This is a genomic window from Cryobacterium sp. 10C3, assembly GCF_034314285.1.
Classification (GTDB): Bacteria; Actinomycetota; Actinomycetes; order Actinomycetales; family Microbacteriaceae; genus Cryobacterium; species Cryobacterium glucosi.
In genome coordinates this window covers 1,160,455-1,185,092 of record NZ_JAVIWF010000002.1, presented here as the reverse complement: position 1 = coordinate 1,185,092, position 24,638 = coordinate 1,160,455, and the positions used below count along the sequence as shown (strand labels likewise).

At 65.8% G+C, this 24,638-nt stretch carries 17 protein-coding genes, 1 tRNA gene and 2 pseudogenes; 8 read left to right on the top strand and 12 right to left on the bottom strand.

Going from position 1 to position 24,638, the window contains the following annotated elements; all coding sequences use genetic code 11:
- Positions 1–78 precede the first annotated feature (78 nt).
- The 8 genes and pseudogenes from rapZ to polA form a co-directional block, all read right to left on the bottom strand.
- A complete protein-coding gene (gene rapZ, locus RGU41_RS06255) occupies positions 79–951 on the bottom strand; it encodes an RNase adapter RapZ (RefSeq protein WP_134448696.1) in 873 nt (290 codons plus the stop codon).
- A 63-nt stretch (positions 952–1,014) separates the two neighbouring features.
- Positions 1,015–2,915, bottom strand: a pseudogene (uvrC, locus tag RGU41_RS06250) (excinuclease ABC subunit UvrC).
- A 51-nt stretch (positions 2,916–2,966) separates the two neighbouring features.
- A pseudogene (gene uvrA, locus RGU41_RS06245) lies at positions 2,967–5,833 on the bottom strand (excinuclease ABC subunit UvrA).
- A gap of 101 nt (positions 5,834–5,934) precedes the next feature.
- On the bottom strand, positions 5,935–7,995 hold the full coding sequence (gene uvrB / locus RGU41_RS06240) for an excinuclease ABC subunit UvrB (RefSeq protein WP_134448699.1): 2,061 nt from the start codon (positions 7,993–7,995) through the stop codon (positions 5,935–5,937).
- A 9-nt stretch (positions 7,996–8,004) separates the two neighbouring features.
- Positions 8,005–8,643, bottom strand: a complete 639-nt coding sequence (gene coaE, locus RGU41_RS06235) for a dephospho-CoA kinase (RefSeq protein ID WP_322135803.1) — start codon at positions 8,641–8,643, stop codon at positions 8,005–8,007.
- A 91-nt stretch (positions 8,644–8,734) separates the two neighbouring features.
- Entirely contained in the window at positions 8,735–10,192 is a 1,458-nt protein-coding gene (gene rpsA, locus RGU41_RS06230; protein ID WP_134448701.1) for a 30S ribosomal protein S1, read from the bottom strand.
- 169 nt (positions 10,193–10,361) lie between these two features.
- Positions 10,362–12,038, bottom strand: coding sequence for a DUF885 domain-containing protein (locus tag RGU41_RS06225; RefSeq protein ID WP_322135802.1), 1,677 nt, complete (start codon positions 12,036–12,038; stop codon positions 10,362–10,364).
- Positions 12,039–12,091: 53 nt separating this feature from the next.
- Positions 12,092–14,764, bottom strand: a complete 2,673-nt coding sequence (gene polA, locus RGU41_RS06220) for a DNA polymerase I (RefSeq protein WP_134448703.1) — start codon at positions 14,762–14,764, stop codon at positions 12,092–12,094.
- Positions 14,765–14,817: 53 nt separating this feature from the next.
- On the opposite strand from polA, the gene RGU41_RS06215 reads away from it, so the two are divergent.
- Positions 14,818–15,243: a hotdog fold thioesterase gene (locus RGU41_RS06215; RefSeq protein ID WP_134448704.1), complete on the top strand. Its 426-nt coding sequence runs from the start codon at positions 14,818–14,820 to the stop codon at positions 15,241–15,243.
- A gap of 81 nt (positions 15,244–15,324) precedes the next feature.
- Here RGU41_RS06215 and RGU41_RS06210 read toward each other — a convergent pair whose 3' ends face one another.
- Positions 15,325–15,930, bottom strand: a complete 606-nt coding sequence (locus tag RGU41_RS06210; RefSeq protein WP_134366651.1) for an ANTAR domain-containing response regulator — start codon at positions 15,928–15,930, stop codon at positions 15,325–15,327.
- A 38-nt stretch (positions 15,931–15,968) separates the two neighbouring features.
- Here RGU41_RS06210 and RGU41_RS06205 point away from each other — a divergent pair.
- The 6 genes from RGU41_RS06205 to RGU41_RS06180 all read left to right on the top strand — a co-directional run bounded on the left by RGU41_RS06205 (position 15,969) and on the right by RGU41_RS06180 (position 21,075).
- Positions 15,969–16,054 (top strand) — tRNA-Leu (locus RGU41_RS06205).
- A gap of 137 nt (positions 16,055–16,191) precedes the next feature.
- Complete coding sequence (locus tag RGU41_RS06200) at positions 16,192–17,607, top strand: glucose-6-phosphate dehydrogenase (RefSeq protein WP_322137309.1); 1,416 nt, start codon at positions 16,192–16,194, stop codon at positions 17,605–17,607.
- A gap of 125 nt (positions 17,608–17,732) precedes the next feature.
- A complete protein-coding gene (locus tag RGU41_RS06195; protein ID WP_322135801.1) occupies positions 17,733–18,653 on the top strand; it encodes a hypothetical protein in 921 nt (306 codons plus the stop codon).
- A complete protein-coding gene (locus RGU41_RS06190) occupies positions 18,614–19,798 on the top strand; it encodes a hypothetical protein (protein ID WP_322135800.1) in 1,185 nt (394 codons plus the stop codon). The genes RGU41_RS06195 and RGU41_RS06190 overlap by 40 nt, the downstream gene beginning before the upstream one ends.
- 306 nt (positions 19,799–20,104) lie before the next feature.
- On the top strand, positions 20,105–20,407 hold the full coding sequence (locus RGU41_RS06185; protein WP_322135799.1) for a hypothetical protein: 303 nt from the start codon (positions 20,105–20,107) through the stop codon (positions 20,405–20,407).
- On the top strand, positions 20,404–21,075 hold the full coding sequence (locus tag RGU41_RS06180; RefSeq protein WP_322135798.1) for a hypothetical protein: 672 nt from the start codon (positions 20,404–20,406) through the stop codon (positions 21,073–21,075). The genes RGU41_RS06185 and RGU41_RS06180 overlap by 4 nt, the downstream gene beginning before the upstream one ends.
- Here RGU41_RS06180 and RGU41_RS06175 read toward each other — a convergent pair.
- From RGU41_RS06175 to RGU41_RS06165, 3 genes are all read right to left on the bottom strand, one after another.
- Positions 21,065–22,285, bottom strand: a complete 1,221-nt coding sequence (locus RGU41_RS06175) for a DUF2235 domain-containing protein (protein WP_322135797.1) — start codon at positions 22,283–22,285, stop codon at positions 21,065–21,067. The two genes, RGU41_RS06180 and RGU41_RS06175, sit on opposite strands and share 11 nt — an antisense overlap.
- Positions 22,286–22,465: 180 nt before the next feature.
- On the bottom strand, positions 22,466–23,188 hold the full coding sequence (locus RGU41_RS06170; protein WP_134448708.1) for a CDP-alcohol phosphatidyltransferase family protein: 723 nt from the start codon (positions 23,186–23,188) through the stop codon (positions 22,466–22,468).
- 381 nt (positions 23,189–23,569) lie between these two features.
- Positions 23,570–24,007 (bottom strand): hypothetical protein, encoded by a 438-nt coding sequence (locus tag RGU41_RS06165; RefSeq protein ID WP_322135796.1) that lies wholly within the window; start codon positions 24,005–24,007, stop codon positions 23,570–23,572.
- A 232-nt stretch (positions 24,008–24,239) separates the two neighbouring features.
- Between RGU41_RS06165 and RGU41_RS06160 the strand changes: the two genes are divergently transcribed.
- Positions 24,240–24,638 (top strand): 6-pyruvoyl trahydropterin synthase family protein, encoded by a 399-nt coding sequence (locus tag RGU41_RS06160; RefSeq protein WP_134448710.1) that lies wholly within the window; start codon positions 24,240–24,242, stop codon positions 24,636–24,638.

The window sequence follows — 24,638 nt, the reverse complement described above, 5'->3', positions numbered from 1 at the left end:
CGTACTGACCCCAAAATGGGTCGGTCTGTGGTCTGTGTGGCCCGGCGCAGCCCGCGGGGCGGCGCACCGGGCGGGGTCTTACTCCCGGCCGAGGTCGCGATTCTTGAGGCTTATCGCGACTCCGGGCAGATCGCCGATCCGGCGAGCGATTTCGCGGGCCATCGCCACCGAGCGATGCTTGCCGCCCGTACAGCCGATGGCGATGGTGGCGTGGCGTTTGTTCTCGCGCTGGTAGCCCGCCAGCACCGGTGCGAGCGCCAGGGAGTAGTGCTCGATGAAGTCCAGGGCGCCTTCCTGGGCCAGCACGTAGTCCCGCACTTCGGGGTCCTGTCCGGTGTGGGAGCGGAGTTCGGGCACCCAGAACGGATTCGGCAGGAAGCGGACATCGGCGACCATGTCGACATCCGTGGGAAGACCGTACTTGAAGCCGAAACTCATGACCGTGACGTGCACGCCTGCGGCATCTTCGGCCGCGAAGCGTTCGCTGATGGTCGTCGCGAGCTGGTGGATGTTGAGGTCGGACGTGTCGATGACCATGTCGCACGATTCACGGACGGCGCGCAACCGGGTGCGTTCGGCGTCGATGCCATCGAGGATGGTGCCGTCGCCCTGCAGCGGATGCGGACGGCGCACGGACTCGAAACGCCGCACGAGGACGTCGTCCCTGGCCTCGAGAAAGATCACGCGCAACTGGGAGCCGTTGCGGAGGGACTGCACGATCTCCTGGAAGTCCGCGAAGAAGTCACGGCCGCGGATGTCCACGACGGCGGCGATCTTGGGCAGGCTCGTGCCCGCCTTGCCGGCGAGTTCGACGAGCGGGCGCAGCATTTGCGGCGGAAGGTTGTCGACGACGTACCAGCCGAGGTCTTCGAGGGCGTTGGCCACTGTCGAACGCCCGGCCCCGGACATTCCCGTGACGATAAGCATTTCCTGCTTGTCGTTCTCCGTCATCCTGGGGGTGCGCCTTCTGTCGGTGGTGGGCCTGTCAGTCCAGCCTACCGACCGAGATCGGTTTCAGGCGCGAAAGTGCTGGTGGATCGTCGCCGCGAGGCCTGGTCCGATGCCGCGGACCTCCGCGATTGCCTCGATGGGGGCCTCTTTGAGCCGGGCGACGGATCCGAAATGCTGCAACAGCACTTTGACCCGTGCCGGGCCGAGGCCGGCGATCTCGCCGAGGACCGTTGCGATGTCGCGTTTGCGGCGGGCGCGCTGGTGGGTGATCGCGAAGCGGTGGGCCTCGTCCCGGATCCGCTGGATGAGGAAGAGTGCGTCGCTGTTGCGCGGCAGGATGACGGGATAGTCCGAGTCCGGCAGCCAGATCTCCTCGAGGCGCTTGGCGATGCCGCACAGCTGGATGCCGGTGACCCCGGATTCGCGAAGCGCCCTGGCCGCCGCAGCGACCTGCGGCTGGCCGCCGTCGACGATCAGGAGGTTCGGCTGGTACCGGAACTTCTTGCGTCTGGCCGGCGAGTCCGGCGACGCACCCGCGGGATCCGGTGCGGGCTCCGTGCCGGCATCCGTTGCAGGGCCGTCGTCTGGCACGAGGTAGGCGAGGCGCCTGGTCAGGGTGCGGTAGATCGAGTCGGTGTCGTCTGTGGACTCCGGGATGCTGAAGCGCCGGTATTCGTCCGTGCGTGGAAGCCCGTCTTCGAAGACCACCATCGAGGCGACGATGTTCGTGCCGCTCAGGTGCGAGACGTCATAACACTCCATTCGGAGCGGCGCCGAGTCCATACCGAGCGCCTCCTGGATGTCCTCGAGCGCCTTGGAGCGTGCGACGAAGTCGGAGCTGCGGCGGGTCTTGTAGAGCATCAGTGCCTGCCGTGCGTTCTGGGTGGCCGTCGCGAGCAGAGCGGCCTTCTCGCCGCGCTGGGCGGCCACGAGGTGCACCTTGCGCCCGGCGATGCCGCCGAGCCATTCTTCGAGCGCTGCGGAGTCGTCAGGAAGCAACGGGACGACGACCTCCCGCGGCGGCACGGCGTCCCTGGAGTATGCGGTCTGCAGCAGGGAATCGATAAGCTCCCCTGTTGTCAGGTCCAGCTCCTTGTCGACGACCCAGCCGCGGACACCGCGGATCCGGCCGCCGCGCACGATGAACAGCTGCACAGCCGCAGCGAGCTCGTCCTCCTCGACGGCGAACAGGTCGATGTCGACGTTGTCACGCAGCACGACCGCACTCTTCTCGAGCACGTTCGTGAGCGCCTTGACCTGGTCTCGCCGCTTGGCCGCGAGCTCGTACTGCTGGCCGAGGGCAGCGGCCTTCATCTCGTTGGTCAGTCGGTTGATCATGGTGCGGTCCTGGCTCGCCATGAAACTCACGAATTCGTCGACGATGACGCGGTGCTCCTCGATCGAGACCTTCTGGGAGCACGGGCCGAAGCAGCGGCCGATCTGGCCGGCGAAACACGGTTTCCCCGATTGCATGGCGCGTTTGTAGTTGGCGTTGTTGCAGGTGCGGATCGGGAAGGCCTTGAGCATCAGGTCGATCGTCTCGTGAACGGCCCAGACCTTGGGGTACGGGCCGAAATAACGCGCGCCGCGGATGCCGGTGGTGCGGGTGACGAGGGCGCGCGGCGCCTCGTCTGCGAGGGTCACGGCGAGGTATGGGTAGGACTTGTCGTCCTTGAACTGCACGTTGAACGGCGGGTCGAACTCGTTGATCCAGGTCCATTCGAGCTGGAGGGCCTCGACCTCGGTTCCGACTGTGGTCCACTCGACGGACGCGGCCGTCGTGACCATGCGCCGGGTGCGCTCGTGCAGGCTGCTGAGCGGCGCGAAGTAGTTGCTGAGGCGGGCGCGCAGGTTCTTGGCCTTGCCGACGTAGAGCACCCGCCCGGTCTCGTCGCGAAAGCGGTACACGCCAGGGACCGTGGGGATCTCCCCGCCTTCGGCCGATAGCTCAACGCGTCCGACATGAACTCTCCTGGTACTTCCCCGCGCCGGACAGAAACCGGCCGAACAGAATTTTAGCGCGCCGCCAGGATCTCTTTGAGGAAGGTGCCCGTGTGGCTCTTCTTGACGGTCGCGATGTGCTCCGGTGTTCCGGTCGCGAGCACGCGCCCGCCGCCGGACCCGCCCTCCGGCCCGAGGTCGATCACCCAGTCGGCCGATTTGATCACGTCGAGGTTGTGCTCGATCACGATCACGGTGTTGCCCTTGTCGACGAGACTGTTGAGCACCAGCAGGAGCTTGCGCACGTCTTCGAAGTGCAGCCCGGTCGTGGGTTCGTCGAGCACGTAGACGCTGCGGCCGTTCGAGCGACGCTGGAGTTCGGTGGCGAGCTTGACGCGCTGCGCCTCACCTCCGGAGAGCGTCGTGGCGCTCTGGCCGAGGCGCACATAGCCGAGTCCGACCTCGACGAGGGTCTTCAGGAAGCGGTGGATCGCCGAGATCGGCTCGAAGAATTCCGCAGCCTCGCTGATCGGCATGTCGAGGACCTCGGCGATGTTCTTGCCCTTGTAGTGAACGGTGAGGGTGTCGCGGTTGTACCGCGCTCCCCGCAGACCTCGCACGCGACATAGACGTCGGGCAGGAAGTTCATCTCGATCTTGATCGTGCCGTCGCCGGAGCAGGCTTCGCAGCGGCCGCCCTTGACGTTGAAGCTGAACCGGCCGGGCAGGTAGCCCCGCGCCTTCGCCTCGATCGTCTCCGAGAAGAGGGTGCGGATCTTGTCGAACACGCCCGTGTACGTCGCCGGGTTGGACCGAGGGGTGCGGCCGATCGGGGCCTGGTCGACGTGGATGACCTTGTCCAGCTGCTCGAGCCCGGTGACCCTGGTGTGCTTGCCGGGGAGCTTGCGGGCGCCGTTCAGCCGGTTGGCGAGCACCCGGTAGAGGATGTCGTTGACGAGGGAGGACTTTCCGGAGCCGCTCACGCCGGTGACGGCGGTGAAGGTGCCGAGCGGGAACGTCACGGAGACCTTCTTGAGGTTGTTCGCCTCCGCCCCGATCACGTTGATCTGGCGGTCAGGGTCGATCGGCCTGCGCGTCTCAGGCGTCTCTATCGACTTGCGGCCGGCGAGGTAGTCTCCCGTGAGCGACTCCCGGTTCTCCAGGAGGCTCGCGTAGGAGCCGGAGTGCACGACGTGGCCGCCGTTCACGCCGGCGCCGGGACCGATGTCGACGATCCAGTCGGCCATCTTGATGGTGTCCTCGTCGTGTTCGACGACGATGAGGGTGTTTCCGAGGTCGCGGAGGGCGACGAGGGTCTCGATGAGTCGCCGGTTGTCCCGCTGGTGCAGGCCGATGCTCGGCTCGTCGAGCACGTAGAGCACCCCGGTCAACCCGGAGCCGATCTGCGTGGCCAGACGGATGCGCTGGGCCTCTCCGCCGGAGAGGCTCGCGGCTGCGCGGGCCAGGTTCAGGTAGTTGAGGCCGACCCGGATCAGGAAGTCCAGCCGCGCCTTGATCTCGCGGAGGACCTGGGCCGCGATCATGGCCTCACGGTCGGTCAGTTCGAGCAGGTCCATGAACGACCGGGCGTCCGCGAGGCTCAGGTTGCAGACATCCGCGATGCTGGAGCCGTGGATCAGCACGGCGAGGACCTCGGGCTTGAGCCGGGTGCCCGAGCAGACCGGGCAGTCGATCTCGCGGAGGTACTCGCCCCAGCGGGCCCGCTGGGTGTCGGACTCCGCCTGCAGGTACTGGCGTTCGATGTACGGCACGACGCCTTCGAAGCCGGAGGTGTAGCTCATCTCACGGCCGTAGCGGTTCTTCCACTTCACGCGGACCTCGAAGTTGTCGCCGCGGAGCACGGCATTCTGCACGTCGGGCGTGAGTTCGCCCCAGGGGGTGTCGAGTGAGAAGTCGAGGTCGTGCGCGAGGCCGTCGAGCAGCTTCTCGTAGTACTGGAAGAGTCCCTTGCCCTGGGTGGTCCAGGGCAGCACGACGCCCTCCGCGATGCTGAGGTCAGGGTCGCCGAGAAGGAGATCCTGGTCGACGGACATTCGCGTGCCGAGGCCGGAGCACTCGGGGCAGGCGCCGAAGGGCGCGTTGAAGGAGAAGGTGCGCGGTTCGATCTCGGTGAGCTGCACGGGGTGGTTGTTCGGGCAGGAGAGCTTCTCGGAGTAGCTCTGCCACGCCGCGTCACCCTCCCCGTCGACGTAGTTGATCTGGACGATGCCGTCGGTGAGTTTGAGCGCGGTCTCGAGGGAGTCGGTCAGGCGGCTGAGGAGTTCCGGCGCCGCGACGAGGCGGTCGACGACCACGGAGATGTCGTGCTTGAGCTGCTTCTTGAGCGTCGGCGGTTCGCTGAGCTGGATCTGGGTGCCGTCGACCATGGCGCGGGAGTAGCCGCCGGCGGCGAGCTCCTTGAACAGGTCGACGAACTCGCCCTTCTTCTGGGAGACGACCGGGCTCAGGATCTGGTACCGGGTGCCCTGCGGAAGTTCCATGAGCTGGTCGGCGATCTGCTGAACGGTCTGGGCCTGGATGACCTCGCCGCAGACGGCGCAGTGCGGCACTCCGATGCGCGCCCAGAGCAGGCGCATGTAGTCGTAGACCTCGGTGATCGTGCCGACCGTCGACCGCGGGTTGCGGTTGGTCGACTTCTGGTCGATCGAGACGGCGGGGCTGAGCCCCTCAATGAAGTCGACGTCCGGCCGGTCGACCTGGCCGAGGAACTGGCGTGCGTACGCGGAGAGCGACTCGACGTAGCGGCGTTGCCCCTCCGCGAAGATGGTGTCGAACGCGAGTGAGGACTTGCCCGAACCGGACAGTCCCGTGAAGACGACCAGGGAATCCCTGGGGATCTCCAAATCGACGTTGTGCAGGTTGTGCACACGCGCACCGCGGACACTGAGCTTGGACCCGGACGTTACCTTGGAAATTGACACCGTTCGAGTCTATTGAGTGCCACCGACACTCCTGCGCCCCGGACGCACGCCCTGAGCGAACAAACGTTCGAATTCCGACCGCGACGTTGGGCGGTTGTTGATCAGATGTGCCCGGCCTTCTCCATCTGGCGGAGTTCGCGTTTGAGTTCGGAGACCTCGTCCCGGAGCCGGGCAGCGAGTTCGAACTTGAGCTCGCCCGCGGCCTCGAGCATCTGGCCACTGAGGTCGGCGATGATCGACTCGAGGTCGTTGGCTCCGTTCGCGGCGATGCCGGTGCGGAGCGGGGTCGCCGCGACCTTGCGCCGGGCGTCGCGACCGGCGAGGAGCTCGGCGGTGTCGGCCTCTTCCCGTGCGAGGATGTCGGTGATGTCGGCGATCCGTTTGCGGAGCGGAGTGGGGTCGATGCCGTGCAGGGTGTTGTAGGCGACCTGCTTTTCGCGGCGGCGGTCGGTCTCGTCGATCGCGCGTTCCATCGAGGCGGTCAGCCGGTCGGCGTACATGTGCACCTCGCCGGAGACGTTCCGGGCGGCCCGGCCGATCGTCTGGATGAGGGAGGTTGCGGAGCGCAGGAACCCTTCCTTGTCGGCGTCGAGGATTGCGACGAGCGACACCTCGGGCAGGTCGAGGCCCTCCCGGAGGAGATTGATGCCGACGAGGACGTCGTACACGCCCGCGCGGAGCTCGGTGAGGAGCTCGACCCGGCGCAGGGTGTCGACGTCGGAGTGCAGGTAGCGCACCCGGACGCCGGCCTCGGTGAGGAAGTCCGTGAGTTCCTCGGCCATCTTCTTGGTGAGGGTCGTGACGAGTACCCGCTCGTTGAGTGCGACGCGCTTGTGGATCTCCTCGAGGAGGTCGTCGATCTGTCCCTTGGACGGCTTGACGATGATCTGCGGGTCGATGAGCCCGGTCGGGCGGATGATCTGTTCGACGATGCCGTCTGCGATGCCCATCTCGTATTTCCCGGGCGTGGCGGACAGGTACACGGTCTGGCCGACCCTGTCCTTGAATTCGTTGAACTTGAGCGGCCGGTTGTCGAGGGCGCTCGGGAGCCGGAAGCCATGCTCGACGAGCGTGCGTTTGCGGGACGAGTCCCCCTCGTACATCGCCCCGATCTGCGGGACGGTGACATGGGATTCGTCGATGACCATCAGGAAGTCGTCGGGGAAGTAGTCGAGGAGACAGTGCGGCGCCTCCCCCGGTGACCGCTGGTCGATGTGCCGGGAGTAGTTCTCGATGCCGGAGCAGAAGCCGATCTGTTCCATCATCTCGAGGTCGAAGGTCGTGCGCATCCGAAGTCGCTGCGCCTCGAGCAGTTTGCCTTCCCGTTCGAGCTGGCCGAGCCGTTCGGCGAGTTCTTCCTGGATGGTGACGATGGCCCGCTGCATGGTCTCGGTGCTCGCGACGTAGTGCGAGCCGGGGAAAACGGACACGGATTCGAGCTTGCGGACGATGTCACCGGTGAGCGGGTGCAGGCTGTAGAGCGCCTCGATCTCATCGCCGAACATCTCGATCCGGATCGCGAGTTCCTCGTACATCGGGATGATCTCGATGGTGTCGCCGCGCACCCGGAAGTGGCCTCTGGAAAAGTCGACGTCGTTGCGCTGGTACTGCATCGCAACGAACTTGCGGATCAGCCAGTCACGGTCGACCTTCTGGCCCACCTGGAGGGCGATCATGGCCTCCATGTATCCCTCGGGTGTGCCGAGGCCGTAGATGCAGGACACGGTGGAGACGACGACGACGTCGCGGCGGCTCAGGAGCGAGTTCGTGGTGGAGTGCCTGAGCCGCTCGACCTCGGCGTTGATCGAGGAGTCCTTCTCGATGAAGGTGTCCGTCTGCGGGACGTACGCCTCCGGCTGGTAGTAGTCGTAGTACGACACGAAGTACTCGATGGCGTTGTTCGGCATCAGCTCGCGGAACTCGTTCACGAGCTGGGCTGCGAGGGTCTTGTTGTGCGCGAGCACGAGCGTCGGGCGCTGCACCTGTTCGATCAGCCAGGCGGTCGTCGCGGACTTGCCGGTTCCGGTGGCTCCGAGGAGCACGATGTCGGTTTCACCGGCGTTGATGCGTTCGGCGAGTTCTTTGATCGCGGTCGGCTGGTCGCCGCTCGGCGTGTATTCGCTCACGACCTCAAAGGGATGTACGGATCGCGTGGGTTCCATCCCTCCAGTCTAGATTCGACCACCGACACTCTCGGTGCCGGCTGAGTTTCCGGCGCTCCGCACGCGTTCCCAGAGCGCGTCGACCTGTCGCAGGGTGTGTTCCAGGGTGCCATCGGTGTCGATCACGACGTCGGCGATCGCAAGCCGTTCGGCATCATCGGCCTGGGCGCGGATGCGCATGGCCGCGTCCTCCTGGCTCATCCGGCGCAGGTCGACCATCCGTTGCATCCGGGTCTCCGGAGTCGCCTGGGTGACGACGACGAGGTCGAACGGATGCTCGACGGCCGCCTCGACCAGAAGGGGTACGTCGTAGACGACCACCGCCGAGGGATTCGCGAGCCCGGCTGCACGAATGCGTGCGTTCGTGAGCGACCGCACTGCGGGGTGCACGATCGCGTTGAGCCTCGCCAGGGCCGCCGGGTCGCCGAAGACGATCGCGCCGAGTCTGGGCCGGTCCAGCGCACCGTCCGGTCCGACGAGAGCGGTGCCGAACTCCGCCGCGATCGCCGCCAGGACGGGGCTGCACGGTTCGACGACCTCGCGGGCGAGGCGATCCGCATCGATGACGACGGCCCCGTGTTCCGTGAGGGCGCTCGCAACGGTGCTCTTGCCGGATGCGATCCCGCCGGTCAGTCCAATGAGGTACACCCCGGCAATGCTACCGATGTGGCCAGGGCGCAGAAAACCGGCCGGGCCCCGAAGGGTCCGGCCGGTTCTGGTGTTGCGGTGGAGCTGCGTGCTAGTTGTTGCTGCTGAGCTTCTCGCGCAGTGCGGCGAGTGCCTCGTCGTCAGCAAGCGTTCCGGCTCCGGCCGTCTCGCTCGAGAACGAGTTGCCAGCTGCGGAGGGAACGTCGCCGACGGCGATGATCTCGTCGTTCGCGGACGCGACCTGCTTCTTGTGGGCTTCCCAGCGAGCCTGGGCTGCAGCGTAGTCCTGCTCCCACTTCTCGCGCTGGTTTTCGAAGCCTTCGCGCCACTCGTTGGTCTCCGGGTCGAAGCCCTCGGGGTACTTGTAGTTGCCCTGGTCGTCGTACTCGGTGAGCATTCCGTAGAGCGCCGGGTCGAACTCGGTGCCCTCGGGGTCGACACCCTCGTTGGCCTGCTTGAGGCTCAGCGAGATGCGGCGACGCTCGAGGTCGATGTCGATGACCTTGACGAAGACCTCGTCGCCGACCGAAACGACCTGCTCGGCGAGCTCGACGTGCTTGCCGGAGAGTTCGCTGATGTGGACCAGGCCCTCGATGCCCTCTGCAACGCGAACGAACGCGCCGAAGGGGACGAGCTTGGTGACCTTGCCCGGTGCAACCTGGCCGATGGCGTGGGTGCGGGCGAAGACCTGCCACGGGTCTTCCTGGGTGGCCTTGAGCGACAGCGACACGCGCTCGCGCTCGAGGTCGACCTCGAGGATCTCGACGGTGACTTCCTGGCCAACCTCGACGACCTCGCTGGCGTGCTCGATGTGCTTCCAGCTGAGTTCGGAGACGTGAACCAGGCCGTCAACGCCACCGAGGTCGACGAACGCACCGAAGTTGACGATCGAGGAGACGACGCCCTTGCGGACCTGTCCCTTCTGGAGGTTGTTGAGGAACGTGGTGCGGCTCTCGGACTGCGTCTGCTCGAGCAGGGCACGACGGGACAGCACAACGTTGTTGCGGTTCTTGTCGAGCTCGAGGATCTTCGCTTCGATCTCCTGGCCCAGGTACGGGGTCAGGTCGCGAACGCGGCGAAGCTCGATGAGCGAGGCCGGCAGGAAGCCACGGAGGCCGATGTCGACGATGAGCCCGCCCTTGACGACCTCGATGACCGAACCGGTGACAACGCCATCGGATTCCTTGATCTTCTCGACGTCGCCCCACGCACGTTCGTACTGGGCGCGCTTCTTCGAGAGGATGAGGCGGCCTTCTTTGTCTTCCTTCTGGAGAACAAGGGCCTCGACCAGGTCGCCGACCTTGACAACCTCGGAAGGGTCAACGTCGTGCTTGATGGAAAGTTCGCGGGAGGGAATGACGCCCTCGGTCTTGTAACCCACGTCGAGGAGGACCTCGTCGCGGTCGATCTTCACAACGGTGCCCTCGATGAGGTCTCCGTCGTTGAAGAATTTCAGAGTCTTTTCGACCGCGGCAAGAAAGTCTTCAGCAGATCCAATGTCGTTGATGGCGACCTGCTTAGGTGCCCTATCGGTCGTTGCGATTGTCATGTAGTAGTTGCTCCAGGATGGACATAAGTCGGGCCATACGCGAACGGGTGGGGATTGTGGACTCCGCGCATGGCAGCGGATAGTTCGTCACAAACGTGACAGTCAAGCTTAGCTGTTTGCAGGGGCCACCGGCAACATCCGCTTGTCACGTCGTGTACGCGGAGAGACGTCAGGACAGCAGCGCCGCGCGGAGGGTGTCGAGGCCGACGCCGCCGAGGTCGAGGGCTCGCCTGTGGAAGTCCTTGATCGAGAACGCCGCACCCTCCCTGGCCGTGCTGGCGTCGCGGAGTTCCTCCCAGATGCGCTGGCCGATCTTGTACGAGGGCGCCTGTCCCGGCCAGCCGAGGTACCGGTTGACTTCGAACTGCACCGTGCTCTCGTCGACGTTGGCATTGCGGCGGAAGAAGTCGAAGGCGTGCTCGGCCGTCCAGACGCCGCTTCCATCCGGCAGGGTCTTGCCGAGGTGCACGCCGATGTCGATCACGACGCGGGCGGCGCGCATCCGCTGGCCGTCGAGCATGCCGAGACGGTCGGCCGGGTCGTCGAGGTAGCCGAGCTCGCTCATCAGGCGTTCGGCGTAGAGCGCCCAGCCCTCTGCGTGCCCTGACGTGCCCGCGAGCTGGCGACGCCAGGTGTTCAGGATGCCGCGGTTATGCACCGCCTGTCCGATCTGCAGGTGGTGGCCAGGAACACCCTCGTGATAGACGGTCGACAGTTCGCGCCAGGTGGAGAACTCGGTGACGCCTGCCGGAACCGACCACCACATCCGGCCCGGCCTGGAGAAGTCGTCGCTCGGCCCGGTGTAGTACACGCCGCCGTCCTGCGTCGGGGCGATCAGGCACTCGAGCGCGCGGATCTCCTGGGGGATGTCGAAGTGACTCACCGACAGTTCGGCGACGGCGCGGTCGCTCGTCTCCTGCATCCAGCGTTGCAAGGCCGCCGTGCCGTGCAGGGTGCGGCTCTGGTCGGCGTCGAGGTGGGCGATGGCCTCCTGCACGCTCGCTCCCGGGAGAATCTGCCTGGCGATGCCCTCCTGCTCCGCGACCATCCTGGCGAGTTCCTCGATCCCCCACTCGTAGGTTTCGTCGAGATCGACAGCGGCCCCGAGGAACCGGCGGGACTGGAGCGCATAGATCTCCCGGCCGACCGCATCCGCCTCTGGCGCGGACCGTTCGAGCTCGTCGCCGAGGAATGCGGCCAGCGCGGAGTATGCGGCGGCGGCGGCGCGGGCGCCGGACCCGAGGTCGGTCGCGAGACTCGCGGGCAGGCTGCCCGTCACGGGACTCGCCTCCGCGGCGAGCGTGGCGAAGAAGCCCGTCTTCGCCGCGTGCCGGCGTGCCTGAACTGCGACCTCGCGCACCTGGCGCTTCGCGGGCATGATGCCTTCGCGGATGCCGAGGCGCAGGGTCTCGATGTAACCCGCGACGGCCTCGGGCACGGCGCCGAGCCGCGTGGAGATGGTGCGCCAGTCCTCGACGGTTTCCGTCGGCATCAGGTCGAAGGCCGCGCGGATGTCCTGCGCGGGCGAGGCGAGATTGTTCAGGTCCCGAAGCGGCAGGCCCGCATCGGCGCTCTCGACGCTGAGGGCGAGTTCGCTGCGCAGATCCGTGCGGGTGACCTCGTCGACCGCGTCGACGACGACAGCGGCATCGAGGCGCCTGATCGTTGCGAGAGACGCGAGGCGATGCCGTTCCAGGCCCGCCGGGGAGTAGTCGCCATACCGGTCGGCGCCCACGCTGCGGCCGATGTAGGTGCCGATCGTGGGATCGAGGTCGACGAGGGTGTCGACCCAGTCTTCCGCGATCGCATCAATCGCTGTGGGCGTACGCACGGTGTCTTGGCTCATGGACCGAGCCTAGATCACCGTACCGGCAGCGACACAGGGAGCGAGCCGGGACCTCAGTGCGCCGCGGCGTCCCAGTTCGCACCCCTGCCGACCTGCACGTCCAGGGGCACGAGCAGCGCAGCGGCGGTCTCCATCCGGTGCGTGACGACGGTGCGGAGAGCGTCCCACTCGCCGGGCGCGACCTCGAAGATCAATTCGTCGTGCACCTGGAGCATCATCCGGGACTCGAGGCCTTCCTCGAGCATGTCCTCCGCGATGTTGTTCATTGCGATCTTCATGATGTCGGCGGCCGAGCCCTGGATCGGGGCGTTGAGCGCAGCCCGCTCCGCGTTCTCCCTGAGCACGCGGTTGGAACTGTGCAGTTCGGGGAACGGGCGGCGGCGCCCGAAGATCGTCGCCGTGTACCCGTCGACCTTGGCCTGTTCGACGACGTGCCGCAGGTAGTCGCGCACGGCGCCGAACCGGGCGAAGTAGTCCGTGATGAGCTGGCGTGCTTCCTTCTGGTCGATCCGGAGCTGCTTGGAGAGGCCGAAGGCACTCAGCCCGTACGCGAGTCCGTAGGACATGGCCTTGACCTTGCTGCGCATCTCGTTCGTGACCTCCTCCGGCGTGACCCCGAAGACGGATGCGCCGACGAAGCGGTGCAGGTCTTCTCCGGCGTTGAAGGCCTCGATCAGCCCGGCGTCTTCGGAGAGGTGCGCCATGATGCGCATCTCGATCTGGGAGTAGTCGGCCGTCAGCAGGCACTCGGCGTCCGGGCCGGAGTGGAAGGCTGCCCGGATCCGCCGGCCTTCCTCTGTGCGCACGGGGATGTTCTGAAGGTTCGGATCGGCCGAGGAGATCCGGCCTGTGGCAGTGCCGATCTGCACGTAATTGGTGTGGATGCGCCCGGTCGCGTCGATCGCCTTGTCAAGGGTCTCGACGATCTGGCGGAGCTTGGTCGCGTCCCTGTGCTGCAGGAGGAGACCGAGGAAGGGATGCGGGTTGCTCGCCTGGAGATCGGCGAGGGCGCCGGCATCCGTCGTGTATCCGGTCTTGTTCGCGCGGGTCTTCGGCATGCCCAGTTGCTCGAACAGGACCTCCTGGAGTTGCTTGGGCGAGCCGAGGTTGACCTCGCGGCCGATCTCGGCGAACGCGCCCGCCGCGTACTCCGCCGCCCGCTCGCCGAGCTGGGCCGACAGGACGGACAGCTCCTCGTGTGACACGGCGACGCCGGTGAGTTCCATGTCGACGAGGGTCAGCAGGGTCGGCATTTCGATGTCGGTGAGCACAGACTGGGAACCCGGATCGAGCAAGGCCCCGAGCGCGGCCGAGAGCCGGTAGGCGTACCAGGCCTCGGTGGGCACGCCGCCAGACTCCGACTCGTCCGGCACCAGCTGGTTGGGGTCTGCGACAGGGAGCGTCTCGTCGAGGTAGCGGGTGACGAGGTCGGCGAGGGTCTTGTCCGGCCCGCCCGGGCGCAGCAGCCAGGCAGCTACGAGGGTGTCGGTGACGAGCCCACCGAAGCCGAGGCCACTGCGGCGCAGGGCCTTGAGCTGGTGCTTGGCGTCGTGCATGATCTTGGGCGCGTCGCTCGCGAGCCAGTCCTCGAAGGGCAGGTAGTCCGTGCGTCCCGGCTGCCACGGAAGGTTCACGGACTCCTCGAGCCCGGACACACCGAAACCGATCGCCTTGCCGTCCTGCACCTCGACCTGGAGGCCGAGTCCGCCCGGGTTGGCCGCTACGACCCGGGTGAGCCAGGCATCCAGCTCCTCGTCGAGAAGGTCCTTGGCGACCGGCGCGGAGGGCGCATCGTCACGCTCGACCGGCACGACGGTCGCGCCAGACTCGTCCGCGCCGCCCTCGAGCTTGATCACGCGTTCGAGCAGGTTCTTGAACTCGAGGCGACCGAAGACCTCGCGCACGGCGGCTTCGTTGATCGGGGCGCGGACGAGGTCTGGCAGTTCGACGGGGAGGTCGAGGTCGGTCACGAGCCGGTTGAGGCGGCGATTGCGGATCGCGTTCTCCTTCTGCTCGCGCAGGTTGTTTCCGACGACACCCTTGATCTCGTCCGCGTGTTCGAGGATGCCGGCAAGGCTGCCGTAGAGGCCGAGCCACTTGACGGCGGTCTTCTCGCCGACCTTGCTGATGCCGATCAGGTTGTCGCTCGTCTCGCCGACGAGGGCCGCGACATCGGGATACTGGGCCGGATCGATGCCGTACTTCTCGCGCACACGTGCCGGGTCGTACCGGGTGAGCGCCGAGACGCCCTGGCTCGCCGGGTAGAGCAGGGTCACGTTGTCGTTGACGAGCTGGATCGAATCCCGGTCGCCGGAGACGACGAAGACGTGGTACCCCTCCGCGGTTCCGCGGACGGACAGGGTCGCGAGGATGTCGTCCGCCTCGAAGTCTTCCTTCGTGATGGTCGTGATGTTCATGGCCGCGAGGGCCTCCTGCAGGAGCGGCACCTGACCTTTGAATTCCGGAGGGGTACTCGCCCGGGTTCCCTTGTATTCGGGGTATTCGCGGGTGCGGAAAGAGGCGCGCGAGATATCGAAAGCGACGGCGATGTGCGAGGGGTTCTCGGTGCGCAGCAGGCTCAGCAGCATCGAGATGAACCCGTGAATGCCGTTGGTGTGCTGGCCGTCCCGGGTCTGGAAACTGTCGACCGGGAGCGCATGGAACGCCCGGTAGGCCAGTGAATGGCCGTCGATGATCATCAGGGTAGGCTTTTCGGAATCCGACACACAGACAGCCTACAAGCGTCGTCCGACGGCGCAGGGCCCTATCCAAGGTGACCATGACCCAGAAGACCGAAGACGCCCTCAGCTGGGTGCAGCAGCGCGGCGGCGGGGCCCTCGCCGACAAGATGGGCATCGAATTCCTCGAGTTCAGCCTCGAGCGGGCGGTGGCACGGATGCCGGTGTTCGGCAATACCCAGCCGGCCATGCTCCTGCACGGGGGCGCCTTCGTGGTGCTCGGCGAGAGCCTCGGATCGATGTCCGCGAACCTGCACGCGGGACCGGGCAAGCTCGCCGTCGGCATCGAGATCAACGCGACGCACACCCGCTCGGCGACGAGCGGCTGGGTCACCGGCGTCTGCACGCCGATCCACCTCGGGCGCACCCTGACGACCCACTCGATCGAGATCGACGACGATCAAGGCAGGCGCTGCTCGACGATCCGGATCACGAACCTGATCACTGACCGCCCCGGCATCGCCTGATCTGTCACGCCCGCCGTGCACCACGACAAAGGCGGGCCCGGTCGCCATTGACCGGACCCGCCTTTCGTGTGTGCAGTGGTGCTACTTCTTTGCGGAGAGCTGCTCGATGATCGCCTGGGCGACATCGTGCATGGTGAGGCGGCGGTCCATCGACGCCTTCTGGATCCAGCGGAACGACTCCGGTTCGGTGAGGCCCATCTTCTCGTTGAGCAGGCCCTTGGCCCGGTCGACGAGCTTGCGGGTCTCGAAGCGCTCGACGAGGTCGGCGACCTCGGCTTCGAGGGTGATGATCTGGCTGTAACGGGACAACGCGATCTCGATCGCGGGCAGCAGGTCGTTCGGGGTGAACGGCTTGACGACGTATGCGAGTGCGCCGGCTTCCGTCGCCCGCTCGACCAGTTCCTTCTGGCTGAACGCGGTGAGGAGCACAACCGGGGCGATGTGCGCCTTGGTGATCCGCTCCGCGGCCGAGATGCCGTCGAGGTGCGGCATCTTGACGTCCATGATCACCAGGTCGGGTCGCAGCTCGGTCGCCAGGGCCACAGCGGTTTCGCCGTCGCCGGCCTCGCCGACGACCTCGAATCCGGCGTCACGAAGGATTTCGACGATGTCGAGACGAATGAGGGACTCATCCTCGGCCACGACAACACGGCGAGGAGGTACTGGGGTTGAATCTTGGTCGGTCACGGGTCAAAGCCTACGGTATTCTGAACCAGGTGTTGTGAGCCGGTGTGGCGGAATGGCAGACGCGGAGCACTCAAAATGCTTTGTTCGAGAGGACGTGTGGGTTCGAGTCCCACCACCGGTACCAACACAGGTCAGTCATGATGCGGAACTCGGGCGAATCAGGCGCCGGTGGCCCACACGTGAAGCTCCGATTGTGTGATCGAGGCGGTCTGCGACGGCGTCCAGGTCGTCGTCGTCCAAGAGGTCTTCTGCATCAGCCAGATGGCGACTAGTCCCGTTTCGCCAGTCTTGCCGAGGTATCGTGTGCGCATGGCTGACCGCATCGGAACTCTCGTCATATTCGGAGCGGGCGGGGATCTCTCAAGGAGGTTGCTTCTTCCGGGCCTGGGCCAGTTGCTCAGTAGCTCCCGGGGCTACGATCTTCGCCTGATCGGTGTGGGATCCGATCCCATGACGAGTGCGCAGTGGCGTTCCCGTGTCGTCGAGTCCTTCGCCGCAGGGGGATCCGAGAGCGCCCGGTCTGCCAGGGTGGCGAACAACTCGATATACCTCCAGGCCGACGTGACGAAACCAGCTGACCTCGCTCGCGTGCTTGCTGCCGCAACGGGCACACCGGCGCTCTACTTCGCTCTGCCGCCGAACGTGACGATTCTCTCGATCGCTGCACTGGGGAAGGTCAGGCTGCCTAAGAACACCGTTCTCGGGATGGAGAAACCGTTCGGCACCGACTTGCGCAGCGCCCAGGCGCTCAATAGGCAGCTCGTGAGGCTTCTGCCAGAGAACCACATCCACCGGGTGGACCACTTTCTGGGAAAGTCCACGGTGCTCAACCTGCTCGGCCTCCGTTTCACCAACCGCTTGTTCGAGCAGGTCTGGAGCGCAGAGCACATCGAGCGAGTGGATATCGTCTTCGACGAGACCCTTGGCCTCGAGGGTCGCGCCGGGTATTACGACAAGGCGGGCGCCCTCGTTGACATGATCCAGAGCCACCTGCTTCTCGTGATGGCGCTCACTGCGATGGAGCCCCCGTCGAGTCTGGACGCCGACGATCTGCGCGGATCAATGGCCCAGGTACTCCGCGCCACCCGCGCGTGGAAGGGCGACCCGGTAGCCAGCAGCCGCCGTGCCCGATACACCGCCGGCACAATTGACGGGCGAAGACTTCCCGCTTACGTGAAAGAGACCGGCGTGACTCCCGAACTCGACACCGAAACACTCGCGGAAGTGACCGTCGGGATCGAGAACTGGCGTTGGGCCGGCGTTCCATTCCGACTTCGGTCGGGAAAAGCCATGGCCGACCGCCGCCAACAGATCGTCGTAACTTTCAAGGACGTACCGCACCGGCCCTACGGCTTCACCGGCAACCCCGGTCCCGCGCGGCTCACTATCTCGCTCACCCCGGACAGTATCGATCTCGACCTCAACATCAACGGCGAAGATGATCCTTTCGCTCTCGACCGGGTCAATCTTCAGGTGCAATTCGCCCAGGGAGAACTAGGCCCGTACGGCGAAGTACTGCACGGAATCCTCTCCGACGACCCCACCCTTTCGGTGCGTGCAGACGCGGTGGAAGAGTGCTGGCGCATTGTCACTCCGATCCTCTCCGCCTGGCGCAAAAGCTCCGTACCTCTCGACAACTATCGAGCCGGCTCCGCGGGGCCAACCACCTGGCGCTAGAAGAACTCCTCCCGTGGTCGGCCTCGTCCGGGGTTCCCAATCCGAACCGCACGGGGGATGATCGAGCCAACACCTCGAGCGCGAACACTCACCGTTTGACATTGTCGCGGAGGAAGAAGGCACCGATGGGGGTCGCCACACCAGGAGACCAGCCGCCAGCGCGCCTGGGACCGCGTAACGATCCGCCGGTGCGGCTGCCCGCTCGGCGGCCGTTGCCGGTCTACGCGTTCGATCCGATGTCAACTCGACTGAGCGGCCGATTTTTGACGGTCGATGTTCCGTTCGAGCGCGATTTGGAGCCGGGACCATCGGGCCGGCTGGTGCAGGTCGTCGACTACGACGCGGCTCGCGATGTCTGGTATCGGCCGGTCGATCTGAATGATCCGGCGATCCTGGCCCAGGGCGGGCTTCGTCCGTCCGAAAGCGATCCGCGCACCCACCAGCAGGTTGTCTACGCCGTCGCGATGAGCGTGATCGAACGGTTCGAACGTTTCGGTGGGCAGCGTTTCCGCTGGCGGGGCGGGCGGGAGTTGCGGATCGTGCCGCACGCGTTTGAAGGCCGCAATGCGTTCTTTGATCCAACGCGGCGTGCGGTGCTCTTCGGCTACTACAAGGCCGACGAACGCGATCCGGGATCGAATCTGCCCGGCCAGGTGATGTTCACGTGCTTGAGCGTCGATGTTGTGGCGCACGAAGTGACGCATGCGATCGTCCATCGCATCCGCAAGTACTTCTCGGAGGCATCGAATCCGGATGTGTTCGCGTGGCACGAGGCATTCGCCGACCTGGTGGCGCTGTTTCACCACTTTCTCTTCCCGGACGTGGTGGCTGAGGCGGTGGCCAACTCGAGCACAGACCTTCGGGAAGGGTCGGCATTGCTCGACCTGGCGCTCGAATTCGGGGAGTCGACAGGCCGCGGTGCGGCGCTGCGGTCGGCCATCGGGTCGCCGCGCACGCCGGACGCGTTCCTGGCGGCGACCGAGCCGCACGCGCGGGGGCGTGCTTCGTGGCGGCGGTCTTCGACGCCTACCTCGACACCTATTTGAAACAGATCAACGATCTGCGCCGGCTGGCAACCGGCGGAACCGGAGTCCTCCCACCAGGGGCCTTGCCAACCGACCTGGTGAAACGGGTGACGGTCGAGGCGATCCGGAACGCAGACCGTATCCTCGGGATGGTCGTGCGGGCTTTCCAATACCTGCCGGTGGTCGACGTGACGTTCGGGGACGTGGTCCGCGGTATCGTGACGGCCGACCGGGCGCTCTACCCGGATGATGCGATGCGTTTGAGGACGAACCTCGTGGAAGCTCTGCGGCGGCGCGGGATCTATCCGCCGTCGGTGTCCTCGCTGACAGAAGAAGCATTGACCTGGCCGGGGCCGGCGGATCCGGCACTCAGCCTGACCCGCGGGGCACACAGTGTCGACTTGGCGCCCCTCATCCTGGAGGCGACGCAGAACCTCGACTTGGGCGGCGAGGCGTCGACGACCATCACCGGAGCGGACGCGGACCCGGAGATCGAGGGGCCGGACAAGTCGGATGCACGGCCACGGGTATCCACTCGTGCGCGACCCGCGGTTCCGGCGGTTCCGGCGGTTCCGGCGGTTCCGGCGGCACAGTCGGGAGCCCTGAAACCGGCGTCGGCGACGACAGCGAATTCCGCGACGGTCGTGGCGCTCATCGAGTGGGGCAGGTATCACGCGTACGAACTCGGCCTGGATCCGGACCTCCCTCTGGAATTGGTGGGCGTGCACGCGGTGTTCGTGCAAGCATCCGACCTGCAGCCCCGGCCGATCGTGGTGGCGCAGTTCGCGCAACGCCATCAGGAGCTCGAAGACCAGTCCCTGCCCGCGGGTAAACGCATGGCGATCCGAGCGGGAACGACGGTCATCGCCCGCGTCGACGGGCAAGTCGTGCACGTGGTGGCCAAGCCACTTCCCTTGTCGAACCCCGATGCGTTGACGAAGCCGGAGACATTCACCGGGAAACCGGACGCGGTGCGAGCGTTCGCGGAATCGAGTGCTGCGATCGGTGCGAAGCGGGCGAAAGCGCTGCAGACGTGGAGCGACCACGTGACGTCGGCGGATGCGCTCGCGGCCTGGACCGACCAGCCCTCGCTGCTTCGCATGACGTTCGCGTCTCTCCACGCCGCAGAGGAGGTCCCGATGCCGAAAGTCGTGCCCCATGCCTGACCAGACGACCGTTGCCGTGCGGATGTACAACGTTGGCTTTGGTGACTGCTTCCTGGTCACGATCACACGAGGTCTACAGGTGTGGCGGATGCTCGTCGATTGCGGTGTGCACAGTCAGGGCCGCGCGACGATCAACGGTGTCACCCGGGACATTTCCGATGTGGTCCACACGGTCATCGCGGACCTCACAGCGGTTGCCGCTGCCGGCTCTCCCCGCACCTCGACGTTGTCGTCGCCACCCACCACCACCAGGACCACATCAGCGGCTTCGCGGTCGACGAGTGGACCAGCGTCGATGTCGGCCAGGTGCTGGTCCCGTTCGTGGAGGACACGAGCGATCCGGCTGCCCAGGCGCTGCGCAATTCACTCGTGTCCACAGCGACCCAGATCCACGGTTTCATCGAGGCGAAGGCCCAGACGAACTCAGGGGATCTGCCGGCTCCGCTAGCATTGGCCAGCGCCCTGGCAGCCAACTCGATGGGCAACGCGAAAGCAACCGACCGGCTGCTCAGCCGCAACGGCACCCAGTTCAAGAACACGCCGCCGGTCATGTTCGTTCCCAGCCGGGACCCCGCGAAGAACGTGATCGCCGTGCCCATCGAGGGGTGAGCATCCACCTGCTCGGCCCGTCGCGCGATCCGAAGCAGCTCGCGTTGATGGACCCGCCGGTGTCAGCACAGTGGCTGCAACTCGATCCCGACCAGCACCCCGACGACGACGACGAAACACCGACCATCTTCGATCCGATCTATGTAGTGGCGGACGAGGACGTCCAGTCGATCCCTTCGGAGCTGAGGGACGCGCGCGCCTCCCTGCGCCTGACCCAGCTCGGCACCGACGACGACGCGCTGCTCGACGCAGCGGCCGTTCTCGAACGCTCCGTCAACAACACGAGCGTGTACTTCGTGCTCGACGTGTCCGGGACGCGGTTGCTGTTCGTGGGCGACTCGCAGGAAGGCGCCTGGGAGCACGTGCTCGACGACCCCGTGTCGAAGGCTCTGGGCAGCAGTGTCGCGTTCTACAAGATCGGGCACCATGGATCGCACAACGCGACTCCGAAGCCGTTCGTTGAGTCCGTGCTCGGGCAGGGGGCCTATGCGATGCTGCCCTGGGGACTGGTCAAACAGTGGGAGAACACCATTCCCAAGGCAGAACTTCTCACGGCCCTGGCTCAACTCAACACGCATGTGGTTCGAGCGGATGCGCCAGTCGCCGCGCCACCGGCTGTAGTGGTGGACCCGGGACTGCTGTGGAGTCAGGTGACCTTCACGGTGTAGTAGGTCGGGTCGCTACGGCCACTGGCGCGGGATGCTCCGTAGGCGCCGGAGCGGACTCGATCGGATTGGCGGCTCGGACCGGGACGGGCGCGAGGTCGATCCAATTCGGGTCAGCCCACTGCACGCCCGATGGGATCCGCGTTTCATAGAGGCCCGGGGCCTCCATACGGGGCCTGACGCTGGAGTGGATGAACGCGTTCGCCGGGATCGGGCGTGTTCGGTCGATAAAGATCTTCCACATCCAGCTATTCGCGTGCACGGTTCCGTCGGCGCTCAGCTCAGTGACGGTGCACGCTTTCGCGTACGGACCAGGTTCAACGAGCATTCCCTCCTCAAGGGCGCCCTCGACGATCCACTTGAGGGTGACGTTCGAGAGGCGCGGGTCGTCCTCGAAAGTGCCCCCGACATCCGTGTGCACACCCGCGAACCAGACCTCCTCAAGCTGGGACTGAGGGGACGGCGTGACGAGGTATTCGCGGAAGGGTCGGCGCTTCTCATCGATCGACACGGCATGACGCACGCGCACATCATTGTCCAGCTTGCGCGTATAGGGCCATTTGATATCCCATTTGAGGAATCCAGCCGCCTTCACCGTGTCGAATGCGCCGAGGTACGCGACGCGCACGGTACTCCGCCCGTTGACTTTGCGGGCGAAGTTCTCGGAGAACTCGTCGATTCCTGCCCAGAATGCCCTCGACGCGACAGTCTGCGGGGTGCGAGGTGCGGCGCTGGTGGGGGTCTTCCCGCTCGGGGTGGTGACGCCGTCCTGTCCCTGGGGACGGTCATCCTTGCTGCGCTTGGTGAACTCGGAAACTGCATAGGGCACGAGGTTCTCCGAGCCGGCATGAAGAAGGCCGATCGTGCGCAGCATGCCTGATAGAGCGCGGGCGGTGTATGCGCCGCGGCTGAATCCGAACACGAAGATGCGGTCACCCGGATTCCACTCCCGCATCAACCATGTGTATGCCTCGCCCAGGTTCTGGCGAAGCCCATTGCCGAACGCAAGCCCGCCGACGCGCGAGAGCCAACGCGCGAGCGGACCCCACGAGGCCGACGACGAGAATGTGCCCACCCCCGGGTCGTAGTAGGCGATCTGTTTCGTCGGGTCGGTGAGGTCGAGCATCCCGAACACCTTGATGACGTTCGAGTCACCCCGTGCTCGCGGCTGGGCGCCCGTGCCATCAAGACAGATGACCAGATTCCTAGCCATGAAGTTCCTCCCCTGGCTCGCGTAGCGGTATCAACCGGACGGGTAACAAGATAGCCGTGGTTTGAGCGCAGTTACCAGAGCGATCACGCGGGATGGGTGCAGCGGGACCGTGCTTCGAAGTGCCCGGCATTCCCCTCCGTGTGAATGTTCGCCTCCGCCGCTCGCCATTCCTGATCGGGATCAACGGAACCTGACCGGCTCTGACCGTCGTGCAGCGAGCCAGAGCACGTCGCGGCCAAAGGATTCGAGGAGCAGGACGAGCGCCAGCGCGACGAGCAGGGCATCAAGACCGGGGAGAAGCCGTGTCGCGGCCGTCGCCAGGGCGATGCCCTGCACGGCCGTGACGACCTTCCGCCAATACCGGGATGGCAGCTGCCGGCGGAGCCAGGGAAAGATCCACCCGGCGATGACGAAGAGGTACCGCATGGTGCCGATCGCGAGGACCCAGGTCCCCAGGTTCTTCGACACATAAACGCTCAGCACGAGCAACAGGAACGCATCGACTTCCATGTCGAACCGCGCGCCCAGCTCGCTCGTGGAGTTCGTGTGCCGCGCGACCCAGCCGTCGACGGCGTCCAGGACGAGGGCAGGCACGACGAGGGCCATCATCAGGGTGGTGGGAACCGGCGCGACGAACGATGCAACGACGATCCCGCTGATCATCCCGACGAGCGTCGACCGCACGGCCGTGACACGGTTTGCTGGTCCAAATCGTGTCGAGTTTCTGCTCCGTAGCCCGCGCACGAGCAGGGCATTCGACACGACCAGGTAGCTGAGGGCCACCAGCCAGCCGACAGCGGGCGCCCACGACCGGTCCCAGGACCCAGCGGCAAGGCCGAGGACCGTCGCGGCTGCCGTCCCCGCGATTGCTGAGGAAATCGGCGCGAATTGAACTCTGCGCATCCCTGTCTCGTTTCTTTGTTAACTCATCTGTTAAGACGGCACTCCGGCATAAATCGTTCACGAACGGGAGGGACTGTGGTCGAGTCATCCGCATTCTGGGTGGAGTCGCCCCACGTCGGGGTGCTCCGCCGGGAAACCGTGCCGAAACCCGGCGATGGAGAGGTGCTCGTAAGGACCCTCTACACCGGGGTCAGCCGAGGCACGGAGATTTCGGTCTTCAGCGGACACGTCCCGCAGAGCGAGTTCGACCGGATGCGTGCCCCCCACCAGGACGGTGAGCTTCCGGGCCCGGTCAAATACGGTTATCTGAATGTCGGCGTCGTAGACCAGGGACCCGAATCCCTCGAGGGCCGGATCGTGTTCACGCTGTTCCCCCACCAGTCAGCGTTCGTCGTCCCCGCCGATGCGGTCGTGCCGGTTCCCGCCGGGATACCGGCACGTCGCGCCGTGCTCACGGGCGCGGTCGAAACAGCTATCAATGTGCTCTGGGATGCTCGTCCACTTATCGGCGACCGGGTGTCCGTCATCGGCGCCGGCATGATCGGGTGTTGTGTCGCACGACTGCTCCGCGGCATCCCCGGGGTCGAGGTCACTCTGATCGACGTCAACCCGGCGCGCCAGGTGGTTGCGGATCGACTGGGCGTTGGTTTCGCCGACGTCGCGCGGCCGCCGGGTGACCGGGACATCGTAATCAACACGAGCGGTTCGGCCGCCGGGTTGCAGCTCGCCCTCGAAACAGTGGTCACCGACGGTGAGGTCCTCGAGGCGAGCTGGTACGGCGATCGCCCGGTCACGCTCATGCTGGGCGCCGATTTCCACTCGCGACGATTGACGATCCGGTCGAGCCAGGTCGGAGCGGTGGCGGCGAGTCGCCGGGGTAACCGGTCGAGGCGTGAACGCCTGGAGCTGGCCATGCGGCTCCTGCACGACCCGGCCTTCGACGCCGTGCTGACCGGTGAATCCTCGTGGCGCGACCTTCCCGAGGTGATGGCGAGCCTCGCCAGGGGGCTCCGGAAGTCCTGTGTCACACCATCACGTGGGGAGAACCAAAATGACGTACACGGTCACGGTCCGCGATCATCTGATGATCGCCCACAGTCTCACGGGCGACGCCTTCGGTGCTGCCCAGCGACTCCACGGAGCCACATTCATCGTCGACGCGACCGTCGCGTCGGGCGGCCTCGACGCCAACGGTGTGGTCGTGGACATCGGCAGACTGGCGAGCGCGCTCGCGGAGATCACGGGGGCGCTCACGTATCGCAACCTCGACGAAGACCCGCGGTTCCGGGGCCGGAACACAACCACCGAAGTGCTCTGCACAGCGATCGCCGATCTGCTGGCCGAAGGGGTGAAGGCAGGGTCACTCGGCCCCGTTCAGCAGCTGGACTCCATCACGGTCACGCTTCATGAGTCACACATCGCGTGGGCAAGCTACACGAGGACGGCATGA

Coding starts and splice junctions, on each gene's coding strand:
- rapZ (WP_134448696.1), bottom strand. CDS start 951: ATGACGGAGAACGACAAGCAGGAAATGCTTATCGTCACGGGAATGTCC.
- uvrB (WP_134448699.1), bottom strand. CDS start 7,995: ATGGAACCCACGCGATCCGTACATCCCTTTGAGGTCGTGAGCGAATAC.
- rpsA (WP_134448701.1), bottom strand. CDS start 10,192: ATGACAATCGCAACGACCGATAGGGCACCTAAGCAGGTCGCCATCAAC.
- RGU41_RS06225 (WP_322135802.1), bottom strand. CDS start 12,038: ATGAGCCAAGACACCGTGCGTACGCCCACAGCGATTGATGCGATCGCG.
- RGU41_RS06215 (WP_134448704.1), top strand. CDS start 14,818: ATGACCCAGAAGACCGAAGACGCCCTCAGCTGGGTGCAGCAGCGCGGC.
- RGU41_RS06200 (WP_322137309.1), top strand. CDS start 16,192: ATGGCGACTAGTCCCGTTTCGCCAGTCTTGCCGAGGTATCGTGTGCGC.
- RGU41_RS06195 (WP_322135801.1), top strand. CDS start 17,733: ATGGGGGTCGCCACACCAGGAGACCAGCCGCCAGCGCGCCTGGGACCG.
- RGU41_RS06175 (WP_322135797.1), bottom strand. CDS start 22,285: ATGGCTAGGAATCTGGTCATCTGTCTTGATGGCACGGGCGCCCAGCCG.
- RGU41_RS06170 (WP_134448708.1), bottom strand. CDS start 23,188: ATGCGCAGAGTTCAATTCGCGCCGATTTCCTCAGCAATCGCGGGGACG.
- RGU41_RS06160 (WP_134448710.1), top strand. CDS start 24,240: ATGACGTACACGGTCACGGTCCGCGATCATCTGATGATCGCCCACAGT.